The following is a 17,525-nucleotide window of genomic DNA, read 5'->3' on the forward strand; positions in this document are numbered from 1 at the left end:
TTCGTCCGCCGTTCGAGGCCGCCGCAATGCAAGCGCGCGAGTAGTGCGCGCGCTGTTTCGGCAGCGTTGTCCCGATCGGCCGACGTGCGGCGCGCAGCGCGCCGCGAGACGCATCTTACGCAGCCAGTCGTATTGCATGCCCGTATCACGTGATGCGACGTGCCGCGCGCATGCGTCTTCGAACGCGACGCGTCATGGGCCCGCCGATCGATCGCATCGACCGGCTCGCTGCGTGCGGTGCCGCACGGAAAGTGCGCGCGCGGCGCGCTACGTTAGCGTGACGAGGCGGCGATGCCGCTCGGCGCGCTTGTGTGCGTCGGGTTCGCGCGCGTCGCCGTTTTGCGCGCAGCGCCAGCCGTACGATCTATCCTGCCATGTCCGATTCCACCAGCCCGAGCCGCTTCGCGCATGTCGATGCGATGCGCGCCGTCGCCGTGCTGTTCGTCATGTGGACGCACTACGCGGAGCTCTTCGACAAGCTCGCAGGCTCGCAGCACGTGCTCGACGCGGTGCAGCGTTCGGTGAACTTCGGGCGCATCGGCGTCGTCATCTTCTTCTGCATCAGCGGGATGCTGATTCCGACGAGCCTGCGAGGCGCGCCTGCGGAGGGCACGCGCCGCTTCGTCGTGCGTCGCTTTTTCCGGCTCTATCCGGCGTTCTGGCTGTCGCTGCCGCTCGGCTATCTCGTGTACTGGCTATTGTTCGGGCTGCGAATGGAGGCGTCCGGCCTGCTCGCGAACGTGACGATGATTCCGACGGCGTTCGGCAGCGATCCGGTGATGGGGCATTACTGGACGCTCGAAACCGAGCTGTATTTCTACGTACTGTGCGTGCTGCTGTTCAGCATCGGCGCACTGCATCGCATGCGCGACCTTTGCGCGGTGTGCGCGGGGCTGTGCGTGCTCTTCGTCGTCACGTCGGCGCTGCGGATCGTTCCGGCAAGCGCGCTCGGCCAGTACAAGGGGATGCTCTTTCACCTCGCGATCATGTTCTGGGGCGCGTGCTTCCGGCAAGCGTACGAGACGCCGTCGAAGACGTTCGACCTGATGCGCGGCCGCTTGCCGGTCTCGTATCGCGCGGCGACGATCGCGCTCGGCCTGCTCATCGTCGCGATCTCGCTGCTGATGGCGGCGGCGAACTGGCGACACCGCGATTTCGTGCACATGTCCGCATCGTTCGGCTACGTGCTCGGCATCGCGATTTTCGTTGCGCTCGCAACGGTATTGAAGATTCGCCTGCGGTTCTTCGCGTGGCTCGGCGAGATCAGCTACTCCATCTATCTGCTGCACGGCATTCCGCTGTATCTGTTGCTGTGGGTGTGCGAACGATACGGAATCACGGACCAGCCGCTCGGCGTGTACATGGCCTTGCCGATTCTGCCGGCGATCGCGCTGTCGTGGGCGAGCTATCGATTCTGCGAGGCGCCGTTCGTGCGCTTCGCGCATGCGTTGACGCCGAAGCGCCGCGCCGAAGCCATGACGGCGAAGGTCTGAGCGGCGAAAGTCTGAGGAAAAGGGGCGCGGCGAGCGACGCGCGTTGCTCGCCTTCGTCGATCGCCGCGCGGATTGTCGACGCGCAACGGCGTCGCGATCCGCCGCCGCGCGCCCGATGCATTTTGCCGGCCGGCGCAAAGCGCGGTACTGTGTCGTCCGCGGCGCGTCGCGCCGCCCATCGACTCAACGATTTCCGATTCCTCGTGACCGCTTTTCCCGAATTCCAATGGACCGACGCCGACGGCGTCGAGCACGCCGTTCGCTGGCGCTCCGAAGCCGGCTCGCCGCCGCCGCGCCGCGCGGTCGCGGCCGACGATCGCATGACGGCCGATGCCGCCTACCGCCTCGCGTGCGAAGGCACGGCGCTCATTTGGCAGGGCGACTTCCAGAACGCGCGCCAGTTGCTGCAGGCGCTCGCGCGCCGCATCGATCGCAAGCCGAAGAAGGCGAAGCCCGCGGCGACGCCCGTCGATGCGTTCAATCTCCACCGGATGGCGCAGGCGCAGCGCGCGCGCACGCTCGGGATGCTGCTGATCCTGCTCGAAGCCGACTATTCGATCGCGCTGCGACGTGCGCCGGATCTGCGGGCCGCATGCGAAGAAGCCTATGGCGCGGCGGGCGGCGAGCGCTCGATCGCGTCGCTGCGCGAGCTGCTCGGCATCGTCGGCGCGCACGAATGGCGCAAGAAGGGCGTGCCGCTCGCCGCGCTCGGCGGCGAGCGGATTCATCCGCACTACGGCGTGTTTTCGCCCGTGCGGGGCGAATACGTGGATCTCGTCGCGCGTGCGCCGCTGCCGTCGACGTCGCTCGCGTTCGACATCGGCGTCGGCACTGGCGTGCTCGCCGCGGTGCTCGCGTCGCGCGGCGTCGAGCGCGTGGTCGCGACCGATCAGGACGCGCGCGCGCGCGCCTGCGCGGCGGAGAACGTCGCGCGGCTCGGCTACGCGTCGCGCATCGAGATCGTCGAAGCCGATCTGTTTCCCGACGGGCGCGCGCCGCTCGTCGTCTGCAATCCGCCGTGGCTGCCCGCGCGGCCGAGCTCGCCGCTCGAATACGCGGTCTACGATCCGGACAGCCGGATGCTGAAAGGCTTTCTCGCGGGGCTCGCCGCGCATCTTTCGCCGGGCGGCGAAGGCTGGCTGATCCTGTCGGATTTCGCCGAGCATCTCGGCCTGCGCACGCGCGACGAACTGCTCGGCTGGATCGACGCGGCGGGCCTGAGCGTCGTCGGCCGCGACGACATCAAGCCGGTGCATCCGAAGGCGTCGGACCCCGCCGATCCGCTGCATCGTGCGCGTGCGGCCGAGACGACGTCGCTCTGGCGTCTCGCCGCACGCGGCTGAGCCGGCCGGCGCGCGCGGCTCGGTACGAGGAGCGAGGCGGCCGGTTTTCGGTAAACTGTGACACTTCCACGCACGCTTTGATGCCGTCTGCCGCCGCCTGACTTCGGTCCTGAACGGCAGCCGGCCTGTCTCCCGATGTCGACCAAGACTTACGAAATCCGCCCGAACCAGTCGATCGAACTGCTGAAGGAACTGCACATCCTGACGCGCGACGGCAAGATGAATCAGGACAGCCGCCGCAAGCTGAAGCAGGTTTATCACCTGTTCCAGTTCATCGAGCCGCTTCTCTCGGACGTGGCGCGGGAAAAGGGCGGCGTGACGCTCGCCGATCACGGCGCGGGCAAGTCGTATCTCGGCTTCATCCTGTACGACCTGTTCTTCAAGGAGCGTCCGCTCGCCGGCTCGCACGTCTACGGCATCGAAACGCGCGAGGCGCTCGTCGCGCGCTCGACCGAGCTCGCCGCGCGGCTCGGCTTCGGCGGGATGTCGTTCCTGAATCTGTCGGTTGCCGATTCGATCACGTCGCCGCAACTGCCGGAAACGGTCGACATCGTCACCGCGCTGCACGCATGCGACACCGCGACCGACGACGCGATCCGCTTCGCGCTCGCCAAGCGCGCGCGGCACATCGTGCTCGTGCCGTGCTGCCAGGCGGAAGTCGCGGGCGTGCTGCGCAAGAGCAAGGGGAAATCGCTCGCGAATGCGCTGACGGAAGTGTGGCGGCATCCGCTGCACACGCGCGAGTTCGGCAGCCAGATCACCAACGTGCTGCGCTGCCTGCAACTCGAGGCGCACGGCTATCAGGTGAGCGTGACCGAGCTCGTCGGCTGGGAGCATTCGATGAAGAACGAGCTCATCATCGCGCAATACAAGAACCTGCCGCAACGCAAGCCGAGCGAGCGGCTCGGCGAGATCCTCGACATGTTCGGGCTCGCGGAGCTGCGCGAGCGCTTCTTCGCGCCCGCCGCGCAGGCGGCCGCCGGCGCGAGCGCGAAGCCGGACGCCGCCGAATCCGAGCCGCGCGCGTGATCTTCGCCGCGTGACGCGGCGCTCGCGGCGTGCGGGGCGAGCGCACGGTGCGCCGGCGTTTCGCGCCGCATCGCGCTACTTCGCTTCTTTGTTCCCTTCGTTCTCTTCGTTCTCTTCGTTCCCTTCGTCTGCGTCGCGCTGGGCCATCCAGTCGCGCCAGCCCGCATGGCCGAGGCGGCGCATCGTCGCCTGGTTGCGTTCGTAGATGTCGGCCGCGTCCGGGAACGCGTCGGCGGCGCGCTCGATGCTCGCCTCGCGCAGCAGGTGCAGGATCGGATACGGCGCGCGATTCGTGTAGTTCTCGATGTCGTCGGGCCCGGCGCCGTCGAACTGATAGCGCGGGTGGAAGCTCGCGATCTGCAGCGTGCCTTCGAGCCGCAGTTGCTGAAGCAGGCGATCGGCGAACCAGAGCGCGTCGTTGTAGTCGAGAAAGTCGTCGAACGTGTTCGGAAAGATCACGAGCGTCGTGTCGATTTCGTCCGGATCGGCGGCCTCGAGGCGCCGCAGCTCGCTTTCGAGATCGGTCAGCGCCGCTTCCAGCGACGCCGCGCGGCTGATCGCATAGCGAATCTGCCGCTTCACGTGCACGCCCTTCGCGAACGGGCACAGATTGAGCCCGATCACCGCGCGCGTGAGCCAGTGGCGCGTGGCGGCGAGGATGTCGGCGTCGGGCGGAGAGACTTCGATCATGGCGGAAACGGCGTGGCGGTCAAGCCGCGATTGTAGCGGGCGCGGGCGGGGCGCGATGCGTCGGCGCCGCCGGCCGCATCGATCGGCTGCGAAGCGGCGATTGCGCGACGATCGTCGCGCGTCGCGCGTGCGCCTGCCGCGCGCGCCGCCGCATCATGCGCACGCCGCGTCGATCAACTGCCGCGCGGCGCGCGGCGCGCCGCCGATCGGCGATGCGCCCGGCCGGTACGTCTGGCTCGCCGCGTATATGCCTTCGATCAGCAGCGCGAGCGCGTCGGCGAGCGCCTGCGGCTCGCGCGCGCCCGCGGCTTCAGAAAGCGCGACGAGCCGCGCCATCAGCCGGCCCTTGTTGTCGGCGACCGCGAGCCGCGCCGGGTGCTCGAGATTCGAAAACTCGGTCGCGACGTTGAGGAACGGGCAGCCGCGATAGCCGGGCTGCGACGCGCGCTGCGCGAGGTCGTCGAAATACTGGACGAGCTGCGCCTTCGGATCGCCCGGATGCTTCGCGGCGCTTGCGTCGAAGCGCTCGAAGAAGCATGTGTCCATCCGGTCGAGGTACGCGAGCACGAGCTCGTCCTTCGACGCGAACTGCCGGTAGAGGCTCATCTTGTTGACGCCCGCGCGCTCGACGACCGCCTCGACGCCCACCGCGCGAATCCCTTCCTGATAGAACAGCTCTTGCGCTGCGCGCAGCAGGTGCTGCTGCGCTTCCGAACCCGCCATCTGCGTGCTGCGTGTGCGACGGGCGGCCGGCTTGGCGGCCTTGGCGACGATGGTGGTCATGCTCGATCCCGACTACGAAAATTGAATGCTTGACATGTTACCGATCGGTCACTAGGATCGCAACGACTTGTGACCGACCGGTAACAGAGATCGGCGCGATTTCCCCTCAACCTCCGGCATGCCGATGCGATCGGCGGCGTGCCGCGTCAGGAGCGATTCGAATGAACTGGGCGGCAAAGCGGATAGGCGGGCGTTTCCATTACGGCTGGCTTGCGGCGGCGGTGGTGTTCCTCGTCCTGCTTGCGGCGGCGGGCACGCGCGCGACGCCGAGCGTGCTGATGGTGCCGCTCGAGCACGAATTCGGCTGGAGCCGCGCGGCGATCTCGCTCGCGATCTCCGTGAACATCGCGCTCTACGGGCTCATCGGGCCGTTCGCGGCGGCCGCGATGCAGCGCTTCGGCGTGCGTCCGACGATCCTCGCCGCGCTCGCCGTGATGGGCGCGGGCGTCGCGCTGTCGTCGACGATGACGGCGACGTGGCAGATGGTGCTGATCTGGGGCGTGCTGGTCGGCGGCGCGACGGGCGTCGCGGCGCTCACGCTGTCGGCGACGTTCGTCACGCGCTGGTTCGTCGCGCGGCGCGGCCTCGTGATGGGGCTGTTGACCGCGAGTTCCGCGACGGGGCAGCTCGTGTTCCTGCCGATGCTCGCGGCGATCGCGCAGCGTCACGGCTGGCGGCCCGTCGTGCTGACGGTCGCGATTGCGGTGGCCATCGCGGTGCCGCTCGTCGCGCTGCTGTTGCCCGAGCGGCCGTCCGACGTCGGGCTGCGCCCGTACGGCGAGCCGGCCGGCGCGCCGCGCGCGGACGACGGCGCGAAGCGCAACCCGATCGCGGTCGCGTTCGGCACGCTCGCGACGGCGTCGAAGACGCGCGACTTCTGGCTGCTGTTCTTCAGCTTCTTCATCTGCGGCGCGAGCACGAACGGCTACGTCGGCACGCACCTGATCGCGATGTGCAGCGACTACGGGATGACGGAGGTGCAGGGCGCGTCGCTGCTCGCGGCGATGGGCGTGTTCGACCTGATCGGCACGACGATGTCCGGCTGGCTGTCCGACCGCTATGACAGCCGCATGCTGTTGTTCTGGTACTACGGCCTGCGCGGGCTGTCGCTGATCTATCTGCCGCACGCGTTCGGCATCGACTTTTTCGGGCTGCCGCTCTTCGCGGTGTTCTACGGGCTCGACTGGATCGCGACCGTGCCGCCCACGGTGCGCCTCGCGACCGACGTGTACGGCAAGGACGCGGCGCCCGTCGTGTTCGGCTGGATCGTGGCGGGCCACCAGCTCGGCGCGGCGTTCGCGGCGCTCGGCGCGGGCATGCTGCGCGCGAGCCTCGGCACGTACACGGTTGCGTCGATGATTTCGGGCGGGCTGTGCATCGTCGGCTCGCTGATCGTGCTGCGGATCAATCGCGGGACGGCGCGGGTGTCGGCGAGCGCGGCGTGAACGGCCGGGCGGCGGCGGATGCCCGACATGTTCTTCGGCGTGCCCGGCGTGCCCGGTTTGTCGACGGTCCGACGCCGTTTCGGCGGCCGAGCGGCCGCGCCCGGCGCCCCTTTGCGCAAGCGTCGATTTGCATTTGCGCGCGCGACCCGGCAAGTTCATCGACAAGCGGTTATGCTGGCGTTTCTTTTTCCGGGCGACCGAGCCCTTTTTTCAAATTGGTGAGGAAACGCATGTCCGTCAAACCCGCTCCCACTTCCGTTTCGATCCACGATCTGATCGCCGGCCGCTGGAGCCCGCGCGCCTATTCGAGCGAACCCGTCAGCGCCGAGCATGTGCATGCGGTGCTCGAGGCCGCGCGCTGGGCGCCGTCCGCGTACAACGCGCAGCCGTGGCGCTTCATCGTGTTCGACCGCAGCAAGGACGAGGTCGCGTTCAAGCGAGCATTCGCGACGCTCGTGCCGTTCAACCAGGGCTGGAACGCGCCCGCGCCGGTGCTGATCGCGGTGACCGCGCACACGCTGACGTCGAAGGGCGAGCCGAGCCCGACGGCGCTCTACGACGCGGGCGCCGCCGCGATGTCGCTCGTGCTGCAGGCGCATGCGCTCGGCCTCGCCGCGCACCAGATGAGCGGCTTCGACGCGAAGGCGTTCCGCGACGCGTTCGCGATCCCCGCCGACGTCGAGCCGCTCGCGATCATCTCGATCGGTCACTACGGCGATGCCGACAAGCTCGATCCGGTGCTGCGCGAGCGCGAGCGCGCGCCGCGCACGCGTCATCCGATCGGCGAAGTCATCTACGAGCACGCGTGGCAAAAGCCGTTCTCGTCGGCGGCGTGACGTAGCGGAACGCGTATCGGGCGCGTGCGGCGTGCGCAGCGGCCCGGCTGTGCGCGTCGTGCGTTGCCGATGCGGGGCGGCCGCGTTCGGCGGCGGTCATGACCGGCGGCGGGCGTATGCGCGGCGGGCGTGCCGCGCCGCGGCCCGTGACGGCGGAAGCCGGCGCCGATGTGGCTGGCGGCTTCGGGGCGGCCGATGCGGTGAAGCGGCCGTCGAGCGGCGCGGCAACTTGTTGCGCGCCACGGTTTCGCGCCGCGATCGCCCCGCGGAGGCCGCTGCGCCGATGTCGGGGCAATCCCAGTGGGGCGATTCGGGGCCGGCGGCGGCGCCACGCGCCGCATTTGTCCGATTCCGAGTCCCGATCCGGCTGCGGCCGAGCGCGCGTTTCGCTTTGCGTTCGGGTCCGTCCGGGTCTGAACGGGAAGCCGCCTTCGATTCCGGCGAGCCGCGCGCACGAACGCCGGAACACGGGCTTCCCTCTCTCGCCGCCGCGCGCGTCAGCGCCTGCCCGCCGGTGTCGGGCGCATCGTCCCGCCGCATGCCCCCTGCATCCGGCCGCGCCCCGGTTGTGACGCGCGGCGGTTTCGTGATAAAAAGCCGGTCCTTCCGTTTTCGCACCGCCATCCGGCGGCCCGCCCCATGACTTACTGCGCGATCGACTTCGGCACGTCCAATTCCGCGGTCGCTTTGCCGCGCGACGGCGGCGCGGCCGGGATGCGGCTCGCCCCCGTCGAGGGCGAGCATCTGACGCTGCCTACCGCCATCTTCTTCAACACCGACGAAGGCAGCCGGGAATACGGCCGCTCGGCGCTCGCGTCGTACATCGACGGCTTCGACGGCCGCCTGATGCGCTCGATGAAGAGCATCCTCGGCTCGCCGCTCGCGGAAACGACGACCGATCTCGGCGACGGCTCCGCGATCGCGTACACCGACGTCATCGCGCTCTTCCTGATGCATCTGAAGCACAAGGCCGAGGCGTGCGCGGGCGGCGCGATCGGCCGCGCGGTGCTCGGCCGTCCGGTGTTTTTCGTCGACGACGATCCGCGCGCCGACCGCCTCGCGCAGCAGCAGCTCGAGGCGGCCGCGCACGCGGTGGGGCTCGCCGACGTGCAGTTCCAGTACGAGCCGATCGCCGCCGCGTTCGACTACGAATCGCGGCAGGACGCCGAGCGGCTCGTGCTCGTCGCGGATATCGGCGGCGGCACGTCGGATTTCTCGCTCGTGCGCGTCGGCCCCGAGCGGATGCGCCGGCTCGAGCGCAAGGACGACGTGCTCGCGCATCATGGCGTGCACGTCGCGGGCACCGATTACGATCGGCGCGTCGAGCTGACGGCGGTGCTGTCCGCGTTCGGCTACCGCGCGCTCGATCCGGAAGGCCGCGAACTGCCGAACCGGATCTATTTCGATCTCGCGACCTGGCACCTGATCAACACCGTCTACACGCCGAAGCGGGTGGGCGAGCTCAAGCTGATGAAGCATTTGTATGCGGATGCGCGCCATTTCGAGCGCCTGCTGCGCGTCGTCGAGCGGCGGCTCGGCCACGCGCTCGCCGCGCGCGCGGAGGAGGCGAAGATCGGCGTGTCGGCGGGCGGCGAGACGATGATCGATCTGAACGACGTCGAAGAGGATCTGCTGATCGCGTTCGACGCGGACCAACTGATCGACGCGAGCCGCGACGAGACTACGCGAATCGTCGACGCCGCGCGCGAGACGGTGCGGCTCGCGGGGATATCGCCGCACGACGTCGGCGCGCTGTACTTCACGGGCGGCTCGACAGGGCTCGCGTTCCTGTCCGGCGCGCTCGCGGCGGCCTTCCCGGACGCGCAGCCCGTGTACGGCGACCGCCTCGCGAGCGTCGCGACGGGGCTCGGCATCCACGCGCAGCGCGTGTATGGCGGCTGACGCGGCTCGCCGGCGCGCGTTCGACGTCGGGCGTCTCGAGCGCTGAGCGCGCGGCGGGCGTTCGAGCGACCAAAAACGCCCGAACGCCCCGAACACCGCGCGGGCGCGCGTGTCGCGCTGCGCGCAGGCGCGCCGGACACGCCGGCGAGCCGGACAAATAAAAAGCCCCGCCTGAGCGGGGCTTTTTACTGTGCTGCGAAATCTCGTGCTGCGCTTACAGCGGCTTGATGTTCGCTGCTTGCAGACCCTTCGGGCCGGTCTTCACTTCGAATTCGACCTTCTGGTTTTCTTGCAGCGTCTTGAAGCCTTCGGTGCGGATTTCCGAGAAATGCGCGAAGAGATCCTCGCCACCGCCTTCCGGCGTGATGAAACCAAAACCCTTAGCGTCGTTGAACCACTTGACGGTACCGGTTGCCATAACTTGTTCCTAAAAATGTAAAACAGGGCCAAAGCCCGGGGAGCGCATGAAAATCAAGGAAGGGGTAATGGGACCAACCGGAGTACCGTTGATGGGCGAACTACGAAAGAACCTATTCACTCGCCGCTTGAAATCCTGCCCCATCGTTTATACGACTATTCGATTCGGCGGTCAATCCTCTTCCATCATGTCTCAGGGTTATTGCCTAGTAAACGAGACATTAGAGCTTACAAAGCTTGCCATTGTCATGAATTTTTTGTAGGCGCGATCGATTTTTTGCGTCCATCGACCGGTGCAACCGTTAAACTACGCGCCGCGCGCGGATGGGTTGCTCCCGATCGGGCAACCTGTCCCCCAAGAATGCATGCGCGGTGCCGTCCGGCTCGATCCCTGGCGGCGCCGACCTTGCTTGTTGAGACATAGGAGAGGTTGTGAAGAGTTCTATTCAACGGAACATCGGCCCGTTCGCCTTGATGCTGACCGGGCTGGGATCGATCATCGGATCGGGCTGGCTGTTCGGCGCGTGGAAAGCCGCCAAGATCGCCGGGCCGGCCGCCATCTGCGCGTGGATCATCGGCGCGGTCGTGATTCTCGCCATTGCGCTCACCTACGCCGAACTCGGCGCGATGTTCCCCGAATCGGGCGGCATGGTTCGCTATGCGCGCTACTCGCACGGCTCGCTCGTCGGCTTCATCAGCGCGTGGGCGAACTGGATCGCGATCGTCTCGGTGATTCCGATCGAGGCCGAGGCGTCGATCCAGTACATGAGCACCTGGCCGTATGCGTGGGCGCACGCGCTGTTCGTCAACGGCGAACTCACGACACCGGGGCTGCTGTTGTCCGCCGTCCTCGTGGTCGTCTACTTCCTGCTCAACTACTGGGGCGTGAAGCTCTTCGCGCGCGCGAACACCGCGATCACGATCTTCAAGTTCCTGATTCCCGGCGTCACGATCCTCGGCCTGATGCTGTCGAGCTTCCACGGCGAGAACCTCGGCACGTCGGGCGGCTCGTCGAGCTTCGCGCCGTACGGCTGGTCGGCCGTGCTGACCGCGGTCGCGACGAGCGGCATCGTGTTCGCGTTCAACGGCTTCCAAAGCCCCGTGAATCTCGCCGGCGAAGCGCGCAATCCGTCGCGCAGCGTGCCGTTCGCGGTGATCTCGTCGATCCTGATCGCGCTCGTGATCTACGTGCTGCTGCAAGTCGCATACATCGGCGCGGTGAATCCGGCCGACGTCGCGAAGGGCTGGGCGCACTTCAACTTCGCTTCGCCGTTCGCGGAGCTCGCGATCGCGCTGAACCTGAACTGGCTCGCGATCCTGCTGTATGTCGACGCGTTCGTGAGCCCGAGCGGCACCGGCACGACCTACATGGCGACGACGACCCGCATGATCTACGCGATGGAGCGCAACAACACGATGCCGAAGATCTTCGGCAGCGTGCATCCGCTCTACGGCGTGCCGCGCCCCGCGATGTGGTTCAACCTGTTCGTGTCGTTCATCTTCCTGTTCTTCTTCCGCGGCTGGAGCTCGCTCGCGGCGGTGATCTCGGTCGCGACCGTGATCTCGTACCTGACGGGCCCGATCAGCCTGATGGCGCTGCGCCGCGCGGCGACGGACCTCGAGCGTCCGCTGTCGATTCCCGGCATGAAGCTGATCGCGCCGTTCGCGTTCGTGTGCGCGTCGCTGATCCTGTACTGGGCGAAGTGGCCGCTGACGGGCGAGATCATCCTGCTGATGGTCGTCGCGCTGCCCGTCTACTTCTATTTCCAGGGCAAGTCCGGCTGGAGCGGCTGGGGCCGCGACCTGAAGGCCGCGTGGTGGCTCGTCGCGTACCTGCCGACGATGGCCGTGCTCTCGCTCATCGGCAGCAAGGAGTTCGGCGGCCGCAATGTGCTGCCGTACGGCTGGGACATGCTGGTCGTCGCGGCGATCTCGCTCGTGTTCTACTACTGGGGCGTGAACACCGGCTATCGCACCGAATATCTCGACGAGCGCGAATCGCGCGACGAGATCCTCGAAGGAGTCGGCGCGTAATCGCACCGTCCGCTGCCCGCGATCGGCGGCGGCGGATGCTGGATCGCTTGCGCGAAGCCCGCCCCGGGTGCCCCGGGCGGGCTTCGTCGTTTACGGGCGATTCTCGGAGCGCCGCAGCCCGCAAGCCCGAGCTTTCCGGAACGCCGGAATCCGGCGCCGCGCCCGTCAGGCCGCCGAGTCGAACACGTAATTCGTCATCGCGAGCATGCGCTGGTACGTGCCGAGCGACTGGATGCGCAATCGGTAATCGTCGTCCGCCGCGCCGAGCGCCGCGAACACGGGCAGCAGGTGCTCGTCGGTCGGATGCATCAGCGCCGCGTGCGGCGCCTGGCGGCGGTAGTCGAGCAGCGCGTCGACGTCGCGCGCGGCGAGCTTCTCCTCGAACCAGCCGGTGAATTCGGCGACGCGCGGGTCCGCGTCCTCGGGCGCGGCCGAGAAATCCGCCGCCCGCAGGTTGTGCGTGATCTGGCCCGAGCCGATCACCATCACGCCTTCGTCGCGCAGCGACCGCAGCGCGCGACCGACGCGAAAGTGGTGCGCCGCGTCGGCGCGCGGCTGGATCGACAACTGCGCGACCGGCACGTCGGCGTCCGGGAACATCAGCAGCATCGGCACCCACGCGCCGTGGTCGAGGCCGTGCGGCGTGGCCGCGGTCTCGATGCCCGCGTCGCCGAGCAGCGAGGCTGCGCGGGCGGCGACGTCGGGCGCGCCGGGCGCCGGATAGCGGATCTCGTAGAGTGCGCGCGGAAAGCCGTAGAAATCGTGGATCGTGTCGGGCCGCTCGGCCGTGCTGACGACGGGCTGCTGCGTGAGCCAGTGCGCGGACAACATCAGCACCGCGCGCGGGCGCGGCAGCTCGCCGCCGAGCGTGGTGAATGCGCCCGACGGCAGCGTCGGATCGATCGGCAGCGTCGGGGCGCCGTGCGACAGGTAGAGGGACGGAAGGCGGTTCATGGCGATCGGGACTTCTGCGAAGTGATATTGCCTACGACTATAGGCTCGCACCGCTCATTGATAAATATGAAAAACGGATTTGATTGTGTATTGAGTGTTGTTAATCGCGGGAGGCGATAACGCGGTGGCCAGTGGCGGCGAGTGGTCGCGACGCCGCGACGCGGGATTGCGCGCCAATGAGCGCGACGGGCGCAACAGGCGCGGCGCGCGCCCGCTTGATGCGCCGACGCGGAAAAGCGTCGCCGGGCCGGCCTCCGCGCCCGACGTCAACCGGGCTCGCGCAACCCCTGCCACGGCGCCGTGCGCGGCGCGCCGAGCGCGAACATGTCGAGCACGCGCGCGACCGTATGGTCGACCATGTCGCCGATCGTCTTCGGCATCGCATAGAACGCGGGCAGCGGCGGAAAGATCACGCCGCCCATTTCGGTGACGGCCGTCATGTTGCGCAGATGCGCGAGGTTGAACGGCGTCTCGCGCACGAGCAGCACGAGGCGGCGGCGCTCCTTGAGCGTGACGTCGGCGGCGCGGGTGATGAGATTGTCGGACAGGCCCTGCGCGATGCTCGCGAGCGTTCTCATCGAGCACGGCGCGACGACCATGCCGTCGGTCGCGAACGAGCCGGACGCGATGCTCGCGCCGACGTCGCGCACCGAATGGACGACGTCGGCGCGCGCCAGGACGTCGTCCTTCGGCAGTTGCAGCTCGTGCTGGATGTTGAGCCAGCCGGCGCTCGAGATCAGCAGGTGCGTCTCGACGCCGCCCGACGCGCGCAGCATGTCGAGCATGCGCACGCCGTAGATCGCGCCGGTGGCGCCCGTGATCGCGATGATCAGGCGTCGCGGCGGCGCCGGACGAGGCTCCATCGAAGGGGATGGGTCAGGCGGTGAAGAGCTGCTGCAGCTCGCCCGACTGGTACATCTCCATCATGATGTCCGAGCCGCCGACGAATTCGCCCTTCACGTAGAGCTGCGGGATCGTCGGCCAGTTCGAGAATTCCTTGATGCCCTGGCGGATCTCTTCGTCTTCGAGGACGTTGACCGTCTTGAACTGGTCGACGCCGCACGCCTTCAGCACCTGGACGGCGCGGCCCGAAAAGCCGCACATCGGGAACTGCGCGGTGCCTTTCATGAAGAGCACGACCGGGTTTTCGTCGACGATTTGCTTGATGCGTTGTTGGGTGTCCATGAGTGACCTTGCTGTAGCGGGGCGTGAGAAGAGAAATGATACTGGATTTCATCTGGAGCGGCGGGCGCCGCCCGCGGCGTCAGCCGGGCAGGCGGCCGCCCGTGGCGCGCTCGATCGACGCGAGATCCGCGAGCGATTCGACGTCGGCGAAGCCCGCCGCGCCGAGGAGCGCGCGCACCGCGGCCGCCTGATCGTAACCGTGTTCGATCCACAGCGCGCCGCCCGGCGCGACGAACGCATGCGCACCCGCAACGATCGCGCGGATCGCGGCGAGCCCGTCGTCGTCGTCGGTGAGCGCGCCGCGCGGCTCGAAGCGCAGATCGCCCTCGGCGAGGTGCGGATCGTGCCGCGCGATGTACGGCGGGTTGCTGACCACGACGTGAAAGCGCAGGCCGGGATCGAGCGCCGCGTACCAGTCGCTTTCGAGAAACTGCAGCGGGCCGCCCGGCCGCGCCGGATCGAGCAGCTTGCGCGCGTTGCGGCGCGCGACGTCGAGCGCCGCGGCCGAGCGGTCGAGCGCCCATACGCGCGCGTCGGGCCGCTCGGATGCGATCGACACCGCGATCGCGCCGCTGCCCGTGCCGAGATCGAGCACGCGCGGCGACGGCACGCCGTCGATCGCGTCGAGCGCGGTCTCGACGAGCAGCTCCGTTTCCGGGCGCGGGATCAGCACGTCCGGCGTCACGTCGAATTCGAGGCCGAAGAACTCGCGCGCGCCGGTGAGCTGCGCGACCGGCTCGCCCGCCGCGCGGCGCGCTTGCAGCGCGAGGTAGCGCTCGAGCGCGGCTGCGTCGAGCGGCTCGTCGGCGCGCGTGATCAGCTGCGTGCGGGTCCAGCCGAGCGCGTGCGCGAGCAGGGCCCGCGCGTCGACCGCGTCGAGCGGCGACGTGCGCAGCAGCTCGGCGGCGGTGGCGGGCGTGGGCTTCGTCGTGGTCATCGTGCGCGCTTTGCGGGCCGCGTCATTCGGCGTCGCCGAGCGACGCGAGCAGCTCGGCCTGATGCTCGCTGACGAGCGCGGCGATCAGCTCGTCGAGATCGCCGTCCATGATCTGCTCGAGCTTGTACAGCGTCAGGTTGATCCGGTGATCGGTCATCCGGCCCTGCGGGAAGTTGTACGTGCGGATTCGCTCGGAGCGGTCGCCCGAGCCGATCAGGCTCTTGCGCGTGGCCGCTTCCTTCGCGTGCTGCTCGTGATACTGCTTGTCCTTGATTCGCGCGGCGAGCACCTTCAGCGCGCGGTCCTTGTTCTTGTGCTGCGAGCGGTCGTCCTGGCATTCGACGACGATCCCCGTCGGGATGTGCGTGACGCGCACCGCCGAATCGGTCTTGTTGATGTGCTGGCCGCCCGCGCCCGACGCGCGGAAGGTGTCGATCCGCAGGTCGGCGGGATTGATCTCGACTTCGCCGATCTCGTCGGCTTCCGGCATCACCGCGACCGTGCACGCGGACGTGTGGATGCGGCCCTGCGTCTCGGTCGCCGGCACGCGCTGCACGCGGTGGCCGCCCGATTCGAACTTCAGGCGCGAGTACGCGCCGTAGCCCGCGATCCGCACGATCACTTCCTTGTAGCCGCCAAGATCCGACGCGCTCTCCGACATCATCTCGACCTGCCAGCGCTGCCGCTCCGCGTAGCGCAGGTACATCCGCAGCAGATCGCCCGCGAACAGCGCCGATTCGTCGCCGCCCGTGCCCGCGCGGATTTCGACGAAGATGTTGCGCTCGTCGTTCGGGTCCTTCGGCAGCAGCATCGTCTGCAGTTCGCTCGCGAGGCGGCCCATCCGCTCGCGCGCGCCGCGCAGCTCGTCCTCGGCGAAGTCGCGCATCGACGCGTCGCCGAGCAGCTCCTGCGCGGCGAGCTCGTCGGCGCGCGCCTGGCGCCACTGCGCGTAATGCTCGACGACGGGGCCGATTTCCGCGTGCTCGCGCGTCAGCTTGCGGTACTGGTCGAGGTCCGCGGTGACGTTCTCGCGGCTCAACAGGTCGTTCAGTTCGGCCAGCCGGGTTGTGAGCTGGTCGAGCTTGCTTTGCATGCTCGTCTTCATGGTGCGGAGCGACGCTCCCGGGGAAGAGTTCGAAAGGGGAAGGAGGGGACGGACTGGCAGGCGCCGCTAACGGCCCGACGAGTCCGACGAGCGGGGCGCGTGCTGGTAGAAGCCGCGCATCAGCTCGATCAGCGAATCGCGATCGGCGCCGTTCGCGCGGTTCAGCGCGCTCGTCGGGCCGTGGATCAGCTTGTTGGTGAGCGCCTGCGACAGCGCGTCGAGCACGGCGGCCGGATCGTCGCCGCGCGCGAGCATCTTCTGCGCACGCTCGACTTCCGCGCGGCGCAGCGCGTCGGCCTGCGTGTGCATGTGGCGGATCACGGGCACGATGCTGCGCGCGTCGAGCCACTGCATGAAATTCTGCACGCGCGTCTCGATGATCGCCTCGGCCTGCGCGACGGCCGCTTGCCGCGACGCGTTGCCTTCGCGAACGATCGCGCCGAGATCGTCGACCGTGTAGAGGAACACGTCCTTCAGCTCGCCGACTTCGGGCTCGATGTCGCGCGGCACCGCGAGGTCGACCATGAAGATCGGCCGGTGGCGGCGCGCCTTCACCGCGCGCTCGACGGCGCCGAGGCCGATGATCGGCAGCGTCGACGCGGTGCACGACACGATGATGTCGAACTCGTGCATCCGCGCGGGCAGGTCGGCGAGCGGCATCGCGCGGCCGCCGAAGCGCTCGGCGAGCTTCGCGCCGCGCTCGGCGGTGCGGTTCGCGACGACGAGCTCGCGCGGGCCTTGCGCGGCGAAGTGCGTCGCGCAGAGCTCGATCATCTCGCCCGCGCCGATGAACAGCACGCGCTGCTGCGCCACTTGCTCGAAGATCCGCTGCGCGAGCCGCACGGCCGCGGCCGCCATCGACACCGACTGCGCGCCGATCTCGGTCGTCCCGCGCACTTCCTTCGCGACCGCGAACGTGCGCTGGAACAACTGGTTCAGGTAGGTGCCGAGCGAGCCGGCCTCGGACGCGGTGCGCACCGCGTTCTTCATCTGGCCGAGGATCTGGGTTTCGCCGAGCACCATCGAATCGAGCCCCGACGCGACGCGGAACGCGTGGCGCACCGCCTCGGACTGCGGCAGCGCGTACACGTGCGGCGCGAGCTCGTCGGCGGGAATCCGGTGATAGTCGGACATCCAGCGGATCGCGGCGTCGCGCGCCGCGCGATCGTCGGTCGCGCAGTACAGCTCGGTGCGGTTGCAGGTCGACAGGATCGCCGCTTCGGGCGAATTCGGCGCCGGGTGGCCGAGGAGGACGCTCTTGAACGTCGCGAGTGCAGGCTTGATCTGTTCGAGCGGAAACGCCACGCGTTCGCGCAGGGCGACAGGCGCAGTGTGGTGGTTGATTCCGATCGTGAGGAGCTGCATGTCCAAG

Annotated in this window: 16 protein-coding genes; 7 read left to right on the forward strand and 9 right to left on the reverse strand. The window is 68.5% G+C overall.

Annotated elements, in window-relative coordinates; all coding sequences use genetic code 11:
• Positions 1-374 precede the first annotated feature (374 nt).
• The 3 genes from WS78_RS01535 to WS78_RS01550 all read left to right on the forward strand — a co-directional run bounded on the left by WS78_RS01535 (position 375) and on the right by WS78_RS01550 (position 3,865).
• Positions 375-1,493 (forward strand): acyltransferase family protein, encoded by a 1,119-nt coding sequence (locus tag WS78_RS01535; protein WP_038746426.1) that lies wholly within the window; start codon positions 375-377, stop codon positions 1,491-1,493.
• Between the two features lie 203 nt (positions 1,494-1,696).
• Positions 1,697-2,836: a methyltransferase gene (locus WS78_RS01545; RefSeq protein WP_059581674.1), complete on the forward strand. Its 1,140-nt coding sequence runs from the start codon at positions 1,697-1,699 to the stop codon at positions 2,834-2,836.
• Positions 2,837-2,971: 135 nt separating this feature from the next.
• A complete protein-coding gene (locus WS78_RS01550) occupies positions 2,972-3,865 on the forward strand; it encodes a class I SAM-dependent methyltransferase (protein WP_059581597.1) in 894 nt (297 codons plus the stop codon).
• A 75-nt stretch (positions 3,866-3,940) separates the two neighbouring features.
• Here the strand turns inward: WS78_RS01550 and WS78_RS01555 are convergent, their stop codons facing one another.
• Together WS78_RS01555 and WS78_RS01560 are read right to left on the reverse strand one after the other, a co-directional pair.
• Positions 3,941-4,555: a DUF1415 domain-containing protein gene (locus WS78_RS01555; protein ID WP_059581595.1), complete on the reverse strand. Its 615-nt coding sequence runs from the start codon at positions 4,553-4,555 to the stop codon at positions 3,941-3,943.
• A gap of 153 nt (positions 4,556-4,708) precedes the next feature.
• Positions 4,709-5,338, reverse strand: coding sequence for a TetR/AcrR family transcriptional regulator (locus tag WS78_RS01560; protein ID WP_038746436.1), 630 nt, complete (start codon positions 5,336-5,338; stop codon positions 4,709-4,711).
• A gap of 161 nt (positions 5,339-5,499) precedes the next feature.
• Between WS78_RS01560 and WS78_RS01565 the strand changes: the two genes are divergently transcribed.
• The 3 genes from WS78_RS01565 to WS78_RS01580 all read left to right on the forward strand — a co-directional run bounded on the left by WS78_RS01565 (position 5,500) and on the right by WS78_RS01580 (position 9,521).
• Positions 5,500-6,783 (forward strand): MFS transporter, encoded by a 1,284-nt coding sequence (locus WS78_RS01565; RefSeq protein ID WP_038746439.1) that lies wholly within the window; start codon positions 5,500-5,502, stop codon positions 6,781-6,783.
• 230 nt (positions 6,784-7,013) lie between these two features.
• Complete coding sequence (locus WS78_RS01575) at positions 7,014-7,619, forward strand: nitroreductase family protein (RefSeq protein ID WP_038746441.1); 606 nt, start codon at positions 7,014-7,016, stop codon at positions 7,617-7,619.
• A 639-nt stretch (positions 7,620-8,258) separates the two neighbouring features.
• Positions 8,259-9,521, forward strand: a complete 1,263-nt coding sequence (locus tag WS78_RS01580; RefSeq protein ID WP_059581592.1) for an Hsp70 family protein — start codon at positions 8,259-8,261, stop codon at positions 9,519-9,521.
• Between the two features lie 214 nt (positions 9,522-9,735).
• Here WS78_RS01580 and WS78_RS01585 read toward each other — a convergent pair whose 3' ends face one another.
• Positions 9,736-9,939 (reverse strand): cold-shock protein, encoded by a 204-nt coding sequence (locus WS78_RS01585; protein WP_038746448.1) that lies wholly within the window; start codon positions 9,937-9,939, stop codon positions 9,736-9,738.
• 431 nt (positions 9,940-10,370) lie between these two features.
• On the opposite strand from WS78_RS01585, the gene WS78_RS01590 reads away from it, so the two are divergent.
• Positions 10,371-11,972 (forward strand): APC family permease, encoded by a 1,602-nt coding sequence (locus tag WS78_RS01590; protein WP_038746450.1) that lies wholly within the window; start codon positions 10,371-10,373, stop codon positions 11,970-11,972.
• 165 nt (positions 11,973-12,137) lie between these two features.
• On the opposite strand, the gene WS78_RS01595 is transcribed toward WS78_RS01590, so the two are convergent.
• The 6 genes from WS78_RS01595 to hemA form a co-directional block, all read right to left on the reverse strand.
• Positions 12,138-12,926 carry a DODA-type extradiol aromatic ring-opening family dioxygenase gene (locus tag WS78_RS01595; protein ID WP_038746453.1) on the reverse strand — a complete coding sequence of 263 codons (789 nt, stop codon included), beginning with the start codon at positions 12,924-12,926 and terminating at the stop codon, positions 12,138-12,140.
• Between the two features lie 266 nt (positions 12,927-13,192).
• On the reverse strand, positions 13,193-13,789 hold the full coding sequence (locus WS78_RS01600; protein ID WP_059581588.1) for a UbiX family flavin prenyltransferase: 597 nt from the start codon (positions 13,787-13,789) through the stop codon (positions 13,193-13,195).
• A 13-nt stretch (positions 13,790-13,802) separates the two neighbouring features.
• Entirely contained in the window at positions 13,803-14,111 is a 309-nt protein-coding gene (grxD, locus tag WS78_RS01605) for a Grx4 family monothiol glutaredoxin (protein WP_004186955.1), read from the reverse strand.
• Between the two features lie 79 nt (positions 14,112-14,190).
• Entirely contained in the window at positions 14,191-15,048 is an 858-nt protein-coding gene (prmC, locus tag WS78_RS01610) for a peptide chain release factor N(5)-glutamine methyltransferase (protein ID WP_038746459.1), read from the reverse strand.
• Positions 15,049-15,070: 22 nt separating this feature from the next.
• Positions 15,071-16,153: a peptide chain release factor 1 gene (prfA, locus tag WS78_RS01615; protein ID WP_038746461.1), complete on the reverse strand. Its 1,083-nt coding sequence runs from the start codon at positions 16,151-16,153 to the stop codon at positions 15,071-15,073.
• Positions 16,154-16,219: 66 nt separating this feature from the next.
• A complete protein-coding gene (gene hemA / locus WS78_RS01620) occupies positions 16,220-17,518 on the reverse strand; it encodes a glutamyl-tRNA reductase (RefSeq protein WP_038746464.1) in 1,299 nt (432 codons plus the stop codon).
• Positions 17,519-17,525: the final 7 nt, after the last annotated feature.

It is taken from the genome of Burkholderia savannae (assembly GCF_001524445.2).
GTDB classification, from domain to species: domain Bacteria; phylum Pseudomonadota; class Gammaproteobacteria; order Burkholderiales; family Burkholderiaceae; genus Burkholderia; species Burkholderia savannae.

Bases quoted from the DNA above. Each gene is read 5' to 3' on its own strand.
- WS78_RS01535 (WP_038746426.1), top strand. From the start codon at position 375: ATGTCCGATTCCACCAGCCCGAGCCGCTTCGCGCATGTCGATGCGATG.
- WS78_RS01550 (WP_059581597.1), top strand. From the start codon at position 2,972: ATGTCGACCAAGACTTACGAAATCCGCCCGAACCAGTCGATCGAACTG.
- WS78_RS01555 (WP_059581595.1), bottom strand. From the start codon at position 4,555: ATGATCGAAGTCTCTCCGCCCGACGCCGACATCCTCGCCGCCACGCGC.
- WS78_RS01560 (WP_038746436.1), bottom strand. From the start codon at position 5,338: ATGACCACCATCGTCGCCAAGGCCGCCAAGCCGGCCGCCCGTCGCACA.
- WS78_RS01565 (WP_038746439.1), top strand. From the start codon at position 5,500: ATGAACTGGGCGGCAAAGCGGATAGGCGGGCGTTTCCATTACGGCTGG.
- WS78_RS01575 (WP_038746441.1), top strand. From the start codon at position 7,014: ATGTCCGTCAAACCCGCTCCCACTTCCGTTTCGATCCACGATCTGATC.
- WS78_RS01580 (WP_059581592.1), top strand. From the start codon at position 8,259: ATGACTTACTGCGCGATCGACTTCGGCACGTCCAATTCCGCGGTCGCT.
- WS78_RS01585 (WP_038746448.1), bottom strand. From the start codon at position 9,939: ATGGCAACCGGTACCGTCAAGTGGTTCAACGACGCTAAGGGTTTTGGT.
- WS78_RS01595 (WP_038746453.1), bottom strand. From the start codon at position 12,926: ATGAACCGCCTTCCGTCCCTCTACCTGTCGCACGGCGCCCCGACGCTG.
- WS78_RS01600 (WP_059581588.1), bottom strand. From the start codon at position 13,789: ATGGAGCCTCGTCCGGCGCCGCCGCGACGCCTGATCATCGCGATCACG.
- grxD (WP_004186955.1), bottom strand. From the start codon at position 14,111: ATGGACACCCAACAACGCATCAAGCAAATCGTCGACGAAAACCCGGTC.
- prmC (WP_038746459.1), bottom strand. From the start codon at position 15,048: ATGACCACGACGAAGCCCACGCCCGCCACCGCCGCCGAGCTGCTGCGC.
- prfA (WP_038746461.1), bottom strand. From the start codon at position 16,153: ATGAAGACGAGCATGCAAAGCAAGCTCGACCAGCTCACAACCCGGCTG.
- hemA (WP_038746464.1), bottom strand. From the start codon at position 17,518: ATGCAGCTCCTCACGATCGGAATCAACCACCACACTGCGCCTGTCGCC.